Annotated in this window: 14 protein-coding genes; 13 read left to right on the top strand and 1 reads right to left on the bottom strand. The window is 43.8% G+C overall.

The annotated features are described in order from the left end of the window. Nucleotides 1-42: 42 nt before the first annotated feature. From ABIC84_RS05655 to ABIC84_RS05620, 8 genes are all read left to right on the top strand, one after another. Nucleotides 43-672: a hypothetical protein gene (locus ABIC84_RS05655; protein WP_429262931.1), complete on the top strand. Its 630-nt coding sequence runs from the start codon at nt 43-45 to the stop codon at nt 670-672. Continuing rightward, complete coding sequence (locus tag ABIC84_RS05650) at nt 608-1,027, top strand: nitrous oxide reductase accessory protein NosL (RefSeq protein WP_175489926.1); 420 nt, start codon at nt 608-610, stop codon at nt 1,025-1,027. The genes ABIC84_RS05655 and ABIC84_RS05650 overlap by 65 nt, the downstream gene beginning before the upstream one ends. Nucleotides 1,028-1,035: 8 nt before the next feature. Next, nucleotides 1,036-2,271: a nitrous oxide reductase family maturation protein NosD gene (locus tag ABIC84_RS05645; RefSeq protein WP_429262930.1), complete on the top strand. Its 1,236-nt coding sequence runs from the start codon at nt 1,036-1,038 to the stop codon at nt 2,269-2,271. After that, complete coding sequence (locus ABIC84_RS05640; protein WP_429262929.1) at nt 2,259-2,978, top strand: ABC transporter ATP-binding protein; 720 nt, start codon at nt 2,259-2,261, stop codon at nt 2,976-2,978. Before ABIC84_RS05645 ends, ABIC84_RS05640 begins: the two co-directional genes overlap by 13 nt. Next, a complete protein-coding gene (locus tag ABIC84_RS05635; RefSeq protein WP_090525226.1) occupies nt 2,971-3,738 on the top strand; it encodes an ABC transporter permease subunit in 768 nt (255 codons plus the stop codon). Before ABIC84_RS05640 ends, ABIC84_RS05635 begins: the two co-directional genes overlap by 8 nt. 1 nt (nt 3,739) lies before the next feature. Next, nucleotides 3,740-4,135: a hypothetical protein gene (locus ABIC84_RS05630; RefSeq protein ID WP_426588572.1), complete on the top strand. Its 396-nt coding sequence runs from the start codon at nt 3,740-3,742 to the stop codon at nt 4,133-4,135. A 38-nt stretch (nt 4,136-4,173) separates the two neighbouring features. Beyond that, a complete protein-coding gene (locus tag ABIC84_RS05625; protein ID WP_429262928.1) occupies nt 4,174-6,489 on the top strand; it encodes a TonB-dependent receptor domain-containing protein in 2,316 nt (771 codons plus the stop codon). 194 nt (nt 6,490-6,683) lie between these two features. After that, a complete protein-coding gene (locus ABIC84_RS05620; protein WP_429262927.1) occupies nt 6,684-8,423 on the top strand; it encodes a thiamine pyrophosphate-dependent enzyme in 1,740 nt (579 codons plus the stop codon). Between the two features lie 557 nt (nt 8,424-8,980). On the opposite strand, the gene ABIC84_RS05615 is transcribed toward ABIC84_RS05620, so the two are convergent. Next, complete coding sequence (locus tag ABIC84_RS05615; protein WP_429262926.1) at nt 8,981-9,475, bottom strand: hypothetical protein; 495 nt, start codon at nt 9,473-9,475, stop codon at nt 8,981-8,983. A gap of 94 nt (nt 9,476-9,569) precedes the next feature. Here ABIC84_RS05615 and ABIC84_RS05610 point away from each other — a divergent pair, with 94 nt between their 5' ends. From ABIC84_RS05610 to ABIC84_RS05590, 5 genes are all read left to right on the top strand, one after another. Then, on the top strand, nt 9,570-10,898 hold the full coding sequence (locus ABIC84_RS05610) for an MFS transporter (protein ID WP_429262925.1): 1,329 nt from the start codon (nt 9,570-9,572) through the stop codon (nt 10,896-10,898). A gap of 47 nt (nt 10,899-10,945) precedes the next feature. Further along, nucleotides 10,946-11,290 (top strand): hypothetical protein, encoded by a 345-nt coding sequence (locus tag ABIC84_RS05605; protein ID WP_090525244.1) that lies wholly within the window; start codon nt 10,946-10,948, stop codon nt 11,288-11,290. Between the two features lie 86 nt (nt 11,291-11,376). Beyond that, complete coding sequence (locus ABIC84_RS05600) at nt 11,377-11,901, top strand: DinB family protein (protein WP_429262924.1); 525 nt, start codon at nt 11,377-11,379, stop codon at nt 11,899-11,901. A 118-nt stretch (nt 11,902-12,019) separates the two neighbouring features. Next, entirely contained in the window at nt 12,020-12,352 is a 333-nt protein-coding gene (locus ABIC84_RS05595; protein WP_373613951.1) for a YnfA family protein, read from the top strand. Between the two features lie 60 nt (nt 12,353-12,412). Then, nucleotides 12,413-13,735: an MFS transporter gene (locus ABIC84_RS05590; RefSeq protein ID WP_373613950.1), complete on the top strand. Its 1,323-nt coding sequence runs from the start codon at nt 12,413-12,415 to the stop codon at nt 13,733-13,735. Nucleotides 13,736-13,748: the final 13 nt, after the last annotated feature.

Raw genomic sequence — 13,748 nt, 5'->3', positions numbered from 1 at the left:
TTCAACGGGAGGGCCCTGTGTCCTCCCATTAATACCAATAATATGAAAACCGGTTCAAGAATAGCAATAGCTGCAGCCATGGTGCTGCTGCTAACAGCGTATTTTCTTCCTTTATGGGAGATTACCTTGTCCGCGCCACAATACCCCGAGGGCCTGAGTATGGATATATGGCTGAATGGTATCACAGGAAACGTGCTGCAGATCAATGGGCTTAACCATTATATCGGCATGCAGCATATCGACCCGCAGAACTTTGCCGAATTTAAGATTGCCCCCTATGTGTTCGGGTTACTGATCCTGATCGGGTCGGTTGCTTCAGTAAAAGGCAGCAGAAAACTGCTGATTGGCTTGCTGGCGCTGATGATCGTTTTTGCCGCTGCCGGATTTATTGATTTTTACCTGTGGGAATACAACTATGGGCACAATCTTGATCCTCATGCAGCCATTAAAGTTGAAGGCATGTATTATCAACCTCCGCTGGTTGGGTATAAACAACTTCTGAACTTCCTGGCAGGGTCTTTTCCTGCTACGGGGGGGATACTGATCGGCCTGGCCGGAATAATTACCGCCGTTACATTATACATCGAAATAAGAAATGGTAAAAGAAATGAAAAAGAGAGGAATGATCGTGCTGCTGGCACTTTGGATCACCGCCTGCAGTCAAAAGCCTGAGGCCCTGCAATATGGAAAAGATGCCTGCGTACACTGTATGATGACAATTATGGACCGTAAGTTCGGTGCAGAGATCGTAACTTCCAAAGGCAAGATTTATAAGTTCGATTCTGCAGAGTGTATGCTGGGTTACATCAGCGAAAAACGTGGGCAGTTTGGCGATGCAGACACTTACCTTGTTGTAAACTACAAGTCAGGCGGTACACTTATGGATGCCCGCAAATGTGCCTATATACATGACCAAAAGATCAGTTCTCCGATGGGCGGTAATCTCGCGGCCCTTGCTTCCGAACAAGAGGCGAAAACCTTTCTGGGAAACGGGAAACTGCTGACCTGGAATGAACTTGTTAAATAAAAGATTGCATGAAAAGGATCTCACTCATTTGTCTTTTTGCCGTGGCGGTAACTGTTGCTTCGCATGCACGTACACTTGTAGTGGCCGTGGATACTGCCTTGCCTGATTTAAAGGCAGCTGTCGCTGAGGCTGCCGATGGTGATACGATCAAGGTGAAGAAGGGGTATTATTATTCGTACAATACACTTATCACCAAAAGACTGACCATCATTGGCGATGGGTATCCTGTGCTGGACGCAAATTATAAAGAAGAGGTAGTGACTATCCTGGCGAATGGTGTTACGTTCAGCGGCTTTGTGCTCAAAAACTCTAAAACCGGTTCGATGCGCGACTATGCCGGCATCCGCCTGCATAAGGTACACAATGTTACGATCAGTAATAACAGGTTAATCAATAACTTTTTTGGGATTTACCTGTCCGATTGCGATCATGTGTCTGTTATTGGTAATACAACCAGTGGCACTGGTACCGAGCTTACGGCCGGTAACGGCATTCATGCCTGGCAATGTCATGATGTTATCATTATGAATAATTATTCTACCCGCCACCGCGACGGTATCTACTTTGAATTTGTGAAAAAGAGCAGGATCATCAGTAATACCAGTGAACGGAACTTTAGGTATGGGCTGCACTTCATGTTTTCGGACGATGATCTGTATCAAAAAAACACTTTTCGCAACAACGGATCAGGTGTCGCGGTGATGTATTCCAAACGGATACGAATGTTTGATAATTTGTTTATTGAAAACTGGGGAAGCTCCATTTATGGTTTGCTGCTGAAAGATATTACCCGGTCCCAAATTGTTGGCAACCGTTTCGTTAGGAATACAACGGGTATTTATATGGAGGGTTGCAACCTCATGACGGCTAACGATAATATCTTCATCAATAATGGTTGGGCTATGCGTATACTGGCTAATTGTGAAAACGGCAGGTTTGAGCGGAATAATTTCGAGTCGAACTCTTTTGATGTGACAACCAACGGGTTACTCAACCTTAATAAATTTGATCAGAACTACTGGGACAAGTATGAAGGTTATGATTTGAATAAAGATGGCACCGGTGATGTACCCTACCGGCCGGTTAGCCTCTATGCGCAGATAATGGAGCAAATTCCGCAAAGCGTAATGTTGATGAGGAGTTTTATGGTCAATCTTTTAGACAAGGTTGAACGGGCTATCCCATCTCTTACCCCTGAATCTGTTAAAGATATAAACCCTAAAATGCAACCATGGACACGTTAATTGAATTAAGCCACATTAAAAAGACATTTGGCAAATTGCAGGTGCTAAAAGATATTAGTTGTCATTTTGAAAGCGGCAACATTGTGTCTGTTTTGGGGCCGAACGCCTCCGGAAAAACAACCATGATCAAAAGTATACTCGGTATGGTTATACCCGACGAAGGCGACATCCGGTTTCGAGGGGCCAGAGTCAACAACACTTTTGATTACAAAAAATATATCGGCTATATGCCACAGATCGGGCATTACCCGGATAATATGAAGATTGGCCAGTTGTTTGACATGATGCTTGATATTCGTAACTGCAATAAAATACCTGATACAGACCTGATTGAGGCTTACCGGCTCAAAAGTATGTACCATAAGCCTATGAGGACACTTTCCGGAGGTACCAGGCAGAAAGTGAGCGCTGCCCTTGCTTTTATGTTTAATCCTGACGTGCTGATACTCGACGAACCCACAGCGGGCCTTGATCCCTTTGCCACCGAGATTTTAAAACAAAAGATCCTCGCCGAAAAAGCAAATAACAGGCTTGTGATCATTACCTCGCATATCCTTTCAGAGTCGGAGGAGTTGGCCGATACCGTGATGTACCTTTATGAAGGCAAGATCAAATTTTATGAGCCGCTGGCTGCGCTGCAAATGGAGACAGGTGAGCAGAGACTGGGTAAAATATTGACCCGATTATTAACTGAAGAACATGTTTAAGATAGCCAAATATATTATTCTCGACATCATACGCAGTAAGGTACTCATTGCCTACACGTTGTTGCTCGCTACCATTTGTACGGTGATCTTCCTGTCAGACAGCGATGTGATTAAAGGACTGGTAAGTATTACAACCATTGTGATGATCATTGTGCCGCTGGTCAGCATTATCTATGCAACCACCTATTATTTCAACGCCGCGGAGTTTACCGAATTGCTTGTTTCCCAGCCTATCAAACGCAGGGATATTTTATTGGGAGAATACCTCGGCATCAGCAGCTCTATCCTCGGGGCTTTTGTGCTCGGAGTTTGCCTGCCGGTTGCTTTGTTTGCACTCTCAGCTACGGGCATCACCTTAATGGTTGCCGGAGGTTTGGTAACCTTAAGTTTTACTTCACTCGCTTTCTGGGCTTCCACCAAAACCAGGGATAAATCAAAGGGGATTGGGCTTGCGCTAATGATTTGGTTCTATGCGGCCATTATTTATGATGCTTTGGTGCTGTTGTTCCTGTTCACCTTTAGCGATTATCCGTTGGAAAAAGCCATGATTGTGCTCACGGCCTTAAATCCGGTAGATCTGGCAAGGATCATGATCTTGTTAAAACTGGATATTTCTGCTCTGATGGGTTACACCGGCGCGCTTTACCGACAGTTTTTCGGAAGCGGTACAGGCATTGCCTTCAGTGTTTCGATGCTATTTATCTGGTCTGTTTTACCCGTACTACTGGCGCTTAAAATTTTCTCCAAAAAAGATCTGTAAGATGTTCCGCCGTTTCACCGCCATATTACTCCTGTTCTCGGTGCTGGTTATGAACCTGAACTCGCTTTGGCTTTATGCGGGATTCCGGCTCAACCAGGATTATATCGCGGCAAAACTTTGCGCCAATAAGGCAAGGCCCATGCTACACTGCAACGGCAGGTGTTTCCTGAGCAAACAGCTTAAAAAGGCTAATAGCGAAGAGAAAAGCAACGAAAACCGAACCGCTAAAGAAATCATTTTTGAGGCTTATTATCACGGCGTTAATCAATTTACTGTACACATCAAACTGCTGGCCATTTTTACCTCCCTGGTAAGCTTCGCCCTGCTGCTTCGCCCACTCGGAGCTATCTTTCGGCCCCCCGCTACGTCTTCAGTTTACCGCTACATGCTCTCCTGAGCAAATTCAATTTTGGTTTAACAAGAAGATGTTTAAAAATGAAATACTTTATCGTGTTCTGCTTTGCTATTGCCTTTACTTTACAGGCATCAGCGCAAAAAATACGGGGTGTTGTTGTCGACGCCCAAACCCAGGCACCCGTTGTCGGTGCCAGTATCCGTGTCAAAGGAAGTAAGCTGGGTACCTCAACGGATTTATCAGGCAAATTTATGTTGGCGCATACAAATAAAGCTGATTCCCTGATGGTTAGCTGTACTGGTTATGGTACTTGCTGTATCAGGTGCGATAGCTCGCTCTCAGTTCAACTAAAACCGGTGATTGCCGGCCTGGAGGAGGTGGTGGTAACGGCTGGCCGCCAGGAGCAGCCCCGCAAGGATATACCGGCTGCAATCAGCAAGATAAGTTCAAATACCATCCGCGAAGCGCATGCAACCGCTCCTTATCAATTGTTGAATAAAGTTGCGGGGGTATATATGGTGAACCTCGGTAATGAGCAGCATACCATGGCCATCCGCCAACCGATTACTTACAATGCGCTTTACCTTTACATGGAAGATGGTATCCCGATCCGACCAACGGGCATATTCAATCATAACGCTTTATACGAGATCAATACCGATGGTATCCGGGATATTGAGGTGATTAAGGGCCCAGCTTCGTCTTTATATGGCAGTAACTCAATAGGTGCGGCTGTTAACTTCAATACGGCAAAAGAGTCCGTAACCCCGGCAGGGCAAATCAATGTACAGGGAGATAAATACCATTACCTGCGGGCTGGTATTCAGGGAGGCCTCACGGCAGGAAAAGTTGGGTTTTATATGGCAGGTTATGCCACACACCAGGAAAAAGGCTGGCAGGATTATACTGATTTTGATAAGTATTCGCTTTCTGCTAAAGTTAGCTATCCGCTGGGGGCCGACAGTAAGCTAACGGTATATGGTACCTATAATTATCTTAACACACAAACACCCGGAAACCTTGATAGTGCGCGTTTCTATAACCGATCTTACAGTAGTAATCAGCGTTTTGCCTACCGCAGGGTGAACGCATTCCGGGCCAGCAGCCGTCTTGATCATAATTGGAATGACGATAATCACACCTTTCTAACGCTTTTTTACAGAAACAATTCCACCGGGCAATTACCCAGCTATTACATTTCTGATGTCCGCAACAATAAGGGTCAATACATAAAGTCAACAGGTCAAATAAATGAGCTGAGTTTTTACAGCTTTGGCTTGCTTGCCCAGCATACGGTAAAGTTAAATTTTATGCACTCACAATTGATCGCAGGCATTTACCTGGATAATAGCCCAAGTTCGTTTTATGCTAACTTCCTGAATATTAAAAAAGATAATACCGCTCAGTATTATACCGGTTATATCAATACTGATTCGCTGATTGATAATTATAAGATCCACCTGTTTAATGCCGCATCCTATGTACAGTATATGGCAGAGCCGGTTAAACGGATAAAAATTACTGCCGGACTGCGTTATGACCTGCTCGTTTACAATTTTGACAACCAGCTGCCTCCTTTAAAAACCAAGTACAAACAACAGGAGCATAATCGATATGATGTATTGGCGCCCAAGCTTGGCGTAACTTATGACCTGCAGAAGGGGCGCGGCATTTATGCCAATTTCAGTATGGGCTTTCAGCCCCCTGAAACTAATACCCTTTACAATTCCAGGCAATTAACACCGCTTAAACAGGCCACTTACAACAATTATGAACTGGGCGGCTGGACATCATTGTTCTCCCAAAAGATCAGGTTTGAGCTAACTGCTTATTACCTGCAGGGGAAAGATGAGATCATCAGCTTGCTTCAGGCAGACAATACTACACAATATGCCAACGCTGCTGCTACTACCCACAAAGGCTTAGAGTATAACCTCCTGGTTGGCTCCGTAAAAAGCCTTGCCTTTCGCATCGGTGGAACGTTTGCGTCCCATACCTTTAATAAATACAGTGAAATTAGTGCCGGAAAATCCATCGGCTATGACGGTCATCAAATGACCAATGCGCCAAAATGGATTGCTAATTCGGAGATTACCTGGAAACCCGCTTTTATCGCTGGCTTCAGAACCGGTGTTGAATGGCAACATTTGGGTAAATACTTTACAAATGCAGCTAATACCAAAACCTACAGCGGTTATGATCTTTTTAATTTACGCACTGCCTATCGCATCAGCAGCGGCAGCGCGAAGGGACTGGAAGTTTGGTTTAATGTAATGAACCTGACCAATAAGCTATATGCAACTACTGTTACTGGAAATAGCTATGGGGATACTTATACGGCGGCCCCTCCGCGCACCTTTTCATTAGGTATCAGTCATTCTATTTCAAAACTATGATCATGAAAAAAACATCCGTTGCGAATCCGGTTAGATTGCGATATATCATTCATTATCGTGAAATCACGGTATATCAAAAAGCTTAAAAAAATATGTTAATTACAAATATTTGACTGTTAATTGCTTAACAAATGGCACGTGTTTGGTGTTATGGATAGTAAATTACCACATCACTAACGCTAAACAACCCAAACATGTCAAAAAAAGTAGCCGAGCAACTTGTAGAAATGCTGATACAGGCCGGCATCAAACGTATTTACGCCATTACCGGCGATAGTTTAAACGAACTTAATGATGCCGTACGCAGAACGCCCGAATTAAAATGGATCCACGTACGCAATGAAGAAGCAGGCGCTTTTGCAGCTTCGGCCGATGCGCAACTGAGCGGGTTTGCCTGTTGTGCAGGAAGCAGTGGTCCCGGGCATGTGCATCTGGTGAATGGCCTTTATGATGCTCACCGGTCCGGAGCGCCGGTTTTAGCCATTGCCTCTACCTGTGCTACTAAAGAGTTTGGCAGTAACTACTTCCAGGAAACCAATGTTATCAAGCTTTTTGATGACTGCAGTTACTATAACCAGGTGGCTGCCAACAACAAGCAAGTACCCCGTATGGCACAGGCGGCTATCCAAACCGCTATTCAGCGCAAAGGGGTTGGCGTATTGGGTTTACCGGGCGATGTGGCAGGGGAGGATGCTGTTGAAATCGATTCGTCGGTAAATAACTTTTTTTGCAAGGCCAACATTACCCCGGTATGGGAAGAGTTAGTAAAACTGGCCGACCTGATCAATCGCCACCCCAAAGTTTGCATTTTTGGCGGGATAGGCTGTGCCGATGCTCATGATGAAGTGGTTGAACTGGCGGCACTGATCAAAGCGCCGGTTGGTTATTCGTTCCGTGGTAAAATGTTTTTAGAGCATGATAACCCCTACGAGGTAGGCATGACCGGCCTGCTTGGCTTGCCTGCTGCGTATCATAGCATGCATGAAAGCGATTTGGTTATCCTGCTTGGCACCGATTTTCCTTACACGCCTTTTTATCCCCAGGATAAAAAGATAGTGCAGATTGACATTAAGCCCGAAAATCTTGGTCGCCGCGCAAAACTAACAATGGGGCTTTATGGTGATATAAAATCTACAATTAAAGCATTGATCCCTTTAATTAAAGAAAAAACCGACAGCAGCTTTTTAGATGCGCAACTTCATGTACATGCTAAAGTAAAAGAGCAACAGCAAGCCTACATTAAGGATTTTGGTGAACATGATGCTATTCATCCCGAAGCCTTAGCCGCCATTGTAGACGAATATGCATCTGCCGATGCCATTTTTACCTGCGATACCGGGATGTGTAATGTTTGGAGTGCCAGGCATATCAGCGCTAATGGCAGGCGTTCGATGATCGGCTCGTTTGTTCATGGGTCTATGGGCAATGCAATGCCGCATGCTATCGGCGCGGCGCTGGCCTGTCCCGAAAGGCAGGTTGTGGCCATGTGCGGCGATGGCGGTATTTCTATGTTGTTAGGTGACTTAGCCACTATTAAACAATATGATCTGCCTATAAAGATCATTGTATTTAATAACAGGAGCCTTGGCATGGTAAAGCTGGAAATGGAAGTAATGGGGCTGCCCGATTTTGAAGTGGACATGCACAATCCTGATTTTACCATGGTCGCGGAGTCAATGGGTATAAAGGGCATTACCATAAATGATCCGGAGGATCTCGAACAGGGTATAGCCGAAGCTTTTGCACACACAGGGCCAGTTTTGGTTAATGTTTATACCGACGGAACCGCCCTTGCCATGCCGCCGCATATCGAACTTAAAATGGTTAAAGGAATGGCCGTCTCCATGACCAAAATGATGCTTGGCGGTAAATTTGATGAGGTGTTGGCTACCGTAAAAGGTAATTACAAGCATCTGCCCGAAATATTTGATTAATGGTGGCAATACGTATAACCGGGAGATGTATGCTGTTTATATCTTCCGGTTTTTATATCGATAACTTGATAGGAAAACCTTTTCGACAATACCAGTCATAAGGTTAGCTATAAAAAGCAATTGCGCAGTCAGCAATACGGTTGTTACAATAGTAATTATAGTGTTAATGTTGACTGCTTCCCGGATCTGGCCATCGATATAGTATTTATGCGGGCCGCGGATGGATAGCTGTGCGGAAAAATGAGAAATTATAATTAACGCAATCAATGTAACCAGCACGTGTCCCCATTTTAACCAAACTACAGGCAATATCGGTTCGGTTATTGTATAAATAACCCATAAGATAAAAAATATTAGGCCTATTAAGCGGTATAAATGAACCGCTGATACTACGAAATAAGTGTCATGAAGATTGATATCTATTGTTGCGGCAGTCGTAAAAAATGAAAGTATAATTGATAACAATGCCACAATCGCGAATATGTGCTGGGGACGGGTTTTGATGTTGAAGAAAGGATAAGGTTTCAAGGCGGTATATATGAATAAAAAGTGTTGACTTACAATTTCAAATGCGCAACAATGTTATTGTCCCTGATCTGCATAAAATTAATATGCTCATCAGCCGGATCGTAATCGATACTTAAAACGAGGTTATCTATTTTGTAATGGTCTACCAGGAAGGGCTTATCCAGTATCGGCGAATCTCCGTGTTTGGTTTGCGTAGGTTCTCCTGCTTTTTTGAAGACTTCTTCACGGGTATCGTCAAATGAAATCTCAAATGGGAGTACAACTTGCATACCCGGTTTAGGGTAAATATTCAGATGAGAGAATATCGGCCGGCCAGGTTCTAAAATGATCAACTCATCTTCATCAATAACAGCATCCTCATTGGTGAACCCCAAATCGATACCCAATATTTCAGATCGCATGTAATCGCTTTTTAAAATATTGTATGAGCTAAGATCAGTAAATGTATCCGCTAAAAATGCCTGGAAATTGTCATCATAAAGATAGGAGCCGAATTGATTTGTAAAATGGAGATAGGTGAACATGCTATAATCTTCTGTTCTTAAAGCTACAATAAATTTTATAATGATGTTTCCCTGATATGCAACTCAACCAAATTTCCCTACTTTTAAGCCCGTAATGGAAGCAAAAAATAACAAGAAAACCATTTGGGCCTGGTGCATGTTTGACTGGGCCAATCAGTCATATAATATCGTTATCACCTCTACTATTTTCCCGGCGTATTTTGTAGAGGTTACCAAGTTTAACTCGAAGAATACTCAGATGGTAACTTTCCTGGGGCACAGGTATGTTAATACGGTTTTATCAAATTATATATTGGGTTTGTCATATCTTGTGGTGGCCGCCATCCTGCCTATCCTTACTTCCATAGCCGATTACCGGGGCAATAAAAAATCATACCTGCAATTATTTACCTGGTTGGGTAGCCTGGCCTGTGCGGGGTTGTTTTTCTTTAAGCCCGGCACAGGGTTGGAAATCCCGATGCTTTGCTTTGGCCTCGCTTCTATAGGTTATTGCGGCGGCTTTGTATTTTATAATTCTTATCTCCCCCAAATAGCCACGCCCGATAAGCAGGACGCTGTAAGCGCCAAAGGGTTTATTTATGGTTATGTAGGCAGTATTGTAGTGCAGGTACTTTGCTTTATCGTAGTGCTTGAACCTAATTGGTTCGGCATTACCGACGACTGGCTGCCGGCCCGGATCTCATTCCTGATGGTTTTTGTATGGTGGATAGGTTTTTCCATTATCCCGTTCCGCATGTTGCCGAAAGGGCAGCCCAATGCGGGCAAGCATAGTTATAACGTGCTTACCGGCGGCTTTAAAGAACTGGCAAAGGTTTTTGGCAAAGTGCGCAAAATGCCGCTACTCAAACGCTTCCTGGTGTCGTTTTTCCTTTACTCGGTTGGTGTACAAACCATTATGCTGGCTGCGGCTAACTTTGCTGCCAAGGAATTACATATGCCCGATGCTGCCCTGATCTCTATTGTGCTTATTATCCAGGTGGTTGCTGTGCCGGGGGCATTAATTGCATCCAAATCATCGGAAAAATTCGGGAATGTGCGTACGCTGGTAGGTTTGGTGGCAATCTGGTCGGCCATTTGTTTGTATGCTTACTTTATCACCAATTCTACCCAGTTTTATGTTGCCGCGGTGATCATTGGCATTGTAATGGGAGGGGTACAATCCTTGTCACGCTCAACCTATTCTAAATATTTGCCCGAAAACATCCCGGATACGGCTTCATATTTCAGTTTTTATGATGTTACCGAAAAGATATCGATTGTGGTGGGCCTGTTTTGTTTTGGCTTTGTGGAAGCTGTGACTAATGAGATGCGCGACTCGACACTTGCCCTTGATTGTTTTTTTGTGTTGGGGCTTATTATGCTCATCGTGCTGATGTTTAAAGAAAATAAACTTCGCAAACAGCATGTTGAAGTAGAGGCTTAAACAATTTGGCGGCAGGCTTGTACTATCAATAAATAAAAACATAAGCCATGATCCACACAGTTAACCACAACGTCACCGGCGATAACGGCACACAGAGAAATATCATTATTGAGCCGGTGCTGCATCAATCAACAAATCATGAATTAAATGCCACGGGCTTGTATAAACTTTATAAAGGTGGGGCCGATGGGGAAGCTACACTTTTTGAAATTCAGGAGATAGCTCCCGAAATTGGTGAAAGCAAGCCGCTGCTGGATGATAACAAGAACCCGGATTATTTAGGACAGATCCGCTTTGAGGGTGATGTTACTTCTAAATGGCACTATTCGGAAGGCACTTTATCGAATTATGAGCAGCAACAGGTGGTAGAGTTTATCCAAAATACAAATTAGTTAGTTTTTCTTTTTTCCTGCTGACATAGGGCTGTCACCATGGTGTGGTTACTTTGTATTGTAATCAAAAACAAAACATCAAAGCAATGGAAACTAACACAAATCAATCGCCAACAGAAACCGCAGCAGCATCTGTTTATACATCCGATCAACTTTTACAAAGCTGGCTTGGCCAGCGCCGGGTAACCCGCAGGGTTATCGACGCTTTTCCGGAGGAAGCCTTATTTAATTATTCGATAGGTGGTATGCGCCCCTTTGCCGATATGGTCAAAGAGTTTATTAGTATGGGCGGGCCTTGTGTAAGAGGCGTTGTAACCAATAACTGGACACCAATTGCAGGCCTGGATCACCATACAGGTAAAATAGCAGCGACTACAAAGGCCGAACTGCTGCAACTTTGGGATGAGGCCACTGAGGAAATCAAAACCTATTGGCCCCAGATTACGCCCGAGCGTTTCCAGGAAACAGTACTGGCATTTGGCCAATATGAAGGATTGGTCAATTATATTTTACAGTACGTTATTGATAACGAGATCCATCACCGCGGCCAGGGCTATGTTTACCTTCGCACTTTGGGTATTGAGCCACCCGCGTTTTATGACAGGAGCTAAACCCGTTTTATAAAAAATAATCAAGGCTTTCCGAAAGGGAGGCCTTTTTTTATAATTGCCCCGGGCCAATATTGGCGTTTTTATATCTTTAACGAAGTGGTTACTTCAAATTTTAATAATGGCAATTATCCGCTCTTTTGCTCTTTTTTTGCTGGCCGGTTTATTTGAAATAGGCGGCGGCTATTTGGTTTGGCTTTGGTTAAAAGAAGGTAAGCCGCTTTGGTTTGGTATAGCGGGCGGGGTGATCCTGGCGCTTTATGGTATAGTAGCAACGTGGCAAACCGCCAATTTCGGCAGGGTGTATGCGGCTTATGGCGGTATTTTTATTGTAATGGCATTAATCTGGGCCTGGAAGGTGGATGGATTTAAGCCCGACCGTTATGATATTATCGGTGCTTTGATTGCATTGATAGGCGCTTGTATCATTGTTTATGCACCGCGCGGGCATTGATAAAGTACTATTGTTGGACTTTTTTGCAGTTTGTAAAATTTGCATACATTTAGTGAGCAAATGGAAAATAAAAACAACAAAAAAACCATCCGCGCCTGGGCTTTCTTTGATTGGGCCAACTCAGCGTATAACCTTGTCATCACTTCAACCATTTTTCCGGCATACTATGTAGCCATCACAACTAACCATGCCAACGGCGATAGGGTCAACTTTTTTGGTAAAAGCTTTGTAAATACTGCCCTTTCTGATTATGCCTTATCTGCTGCTTACCTGGTGATGGTATTGCTGCTGCCTATATTGTCATCAATAGCCGACTATAAAGGCAATAAGAAGATCTTCATGATGTTTTTTACCCTGCTTGGTTCGGCCGCCTGCTGTGCTTTGTTCAATTTTGACAAAGACCACCTGGAGTTAGGTATCATTTGCTTTGCGCTGGCGGCTATAGGTTATAGTGGTGGCTTTGTGTTTTATAATTCATACCTGCCCGAAATCGCCACTGTTGATATGCAGGATAATGTGAGTGCCAAAGGTTTCACCTATGGCTACATCGGCAGTGTACTGCTTCAGCTTATTTGTTTTTTATTTGTGCTGAAAGGGGAGTGGTTTGGTATTGTTGACAAAACCTTCGCGCCCCGATTGTCGTTTTTGCTGGTAGGCTTATGGTGGATAGGTTTTGCTATGATCCCGTTCAGCGTGTTGCCTAAGGGCAGCCCAAATGCGCAAAGCCACAATCATCATATTATAAAAGGCGGTTTTATCGAATTAGGGCACGTTTGGAAAAAGGTTAAGGAAATGCCGTTGTTAAAAAGGTTTTTACCATCGTTCTTTTTTTATTCCATGGGTGTGCAAACTATTATGCTGGTGGCAACCGGTTTTGCTGCCAAAGAGCTTAAAATGGAAACCCCGCAGTTGATCACTATCATTTTAATTATTCAACTGGTTGCTATTTTGGGTGCTACGCTGATGTCACGCCTGTCGGGTAAATATGGTAACGTAAGGATTTTAATTAGTGTAGTGATCCTGTGGATCGCGGTTTGTATAGCTGCTTACTTTACCTATACACAAACACAGTTTTACATCATAGCAGTGGTTGTTGGTTTGGTGATGGGCGGTATCCAGTCCATGTCGCGCTCAACGTATTCAAAATATCTGCCCGAAAATATCCCCGATACGGCATCTTTCTTCAGTTTTTATGATGTTACCGAAAAGCTGGCCATAGTAGGCGGGGTATTTAGCTTTGGCTTTTTTGAAGAAATAACCGGCAGCCCCCGCAATTCTGTTTTAGTATTGGGAGTATTTTTCATTATCGGCCTAATTTTATTGTTTTCTTTATTGAAGGCCGAACAAAACATTAATAAAAATTCGGATTTTAGCGCCCGTTAACTAATTTGTGCCG

Origin of the sequence: Mucilaginibacter sp. 3215, from assembly GCF_050433785.1 — a bacterium.
Classification (GTDB): domain Bacteria; phylum Bacteroidota; class Bacteroidia; order Sphingobacteriales; family Sphingobacteriaceae; genus Mucilaginibacter.
Note: the sequence above shows the minus strand (reverse complement) of the source record. Positions and strands in the feature narration are given on the sequence as shown.

What these genes read in the sequence shown, in the direction of transcription:
- ABIC84_RS05655 (WP_429262931.1), top strand. Translation starts at nt 43, where the DNA reads ATGAAAACCGGTTCAAGAATAGCAATAGCTGCAGCCATGGTGCTGCTG.
- ABIC84_RS05650 (WP_175489926.1), top strand. Translation starts at nt 608, where the DNA reads ATGAAAAAGAGAGGAATGATCGTGCTGCTGGCACTTTGGATCACCGCC.
- ABIC84_RS05645 (WP_429262930.1), top strand. Translation starts at nt 1,036, where the DNA reads ATGAAAAGGATCTCACTCATTTGTCTTTTTGCCGTGGCGGTAACTGTT.
- ABIC84_RS05640 (WP_429262929.1), top strand. Translation starts at nt 2,259, where the DNA reads ATGGACACGTTAATTGAATTAAGCCACATTAAAAAGACATTTGGCAAA.
- ABIC84_RS05635 (WP_090525226.1), top strand. Translation starts at nt 2,971, where the DNA reads ATGTTTAAGATAGCCAAATATATTATTCTCGACATCATACGCAGTAAG.
- ABIC84_RS05630 (WP_426588572.1), top strand. Translation starts at nt 3,740, where the DNA reads ATGTTCCGCCGTTTCACCGCCATATTACTCCTGTTCTCGGTGCTGGTT.
- ABIC84_RS05625 (WP_429262928.1), top strand. Translation starts at nt 4,174, where the DNA reads ATGAAATACTTTATCGTGTTCTGCTTTGCTATTGCCTTTACTTTACAG.
- ABIC84_RS05620 (WP_429262927.1), top strand. Translation starts at nt 6,684, where the DNA reads ATGTCAAAAAAAGTAGCCGAGCAACTTGTAGAAATGCTGATACAGGCC.
- ABIC84_RS05615 (WP_429262926.1), bottom strand. Translation starts at nt 9,475, where the DNA reads ATGTTCACCTATCTCCATTTTACAAATCAATTCGGCTCCTATCTTTAT.
- ABIC84_RS05610 (WP_429262925.1), top strand. Translation starts at nt 9,570, where the DNA reads ATGGAAGCAAAAAATAACAAGAAAACCATTTGGGCCTGGTGCATGTTT.
- ABIC84_RS05605 (WP_090525244.1), top strand. Translation starts at nt 10,946, where the DNA reads ATGATCCACACAGTTAACCACAACGTCACCGGCGATAACGGCACACAG.
- ABIC84_RS05600 (WP_429262924.1), top strand. Translation starts at nt 11,377, where the DNA reads ATGGAAACTAACACAAATCAATCGCCAACAGAAACCGCAGCAGCATCT.
- ABIC84_RS05595 (WP_373613951.1), top strand. Translation starts at nt 12,020, where the DNA reads ATGGCAATTATCCGCTCTTTTGCTCTTTTTTTGCTGGCCGGTTTATTT.
- ABIC84_RS05590 (WP_373613950.1), top strand. Translation starts at nt 12,413, where the DNA reads ATGGAAAATAAAAACAACAAAAAAACCATCCGCGCCTGGGCTTTCTTT.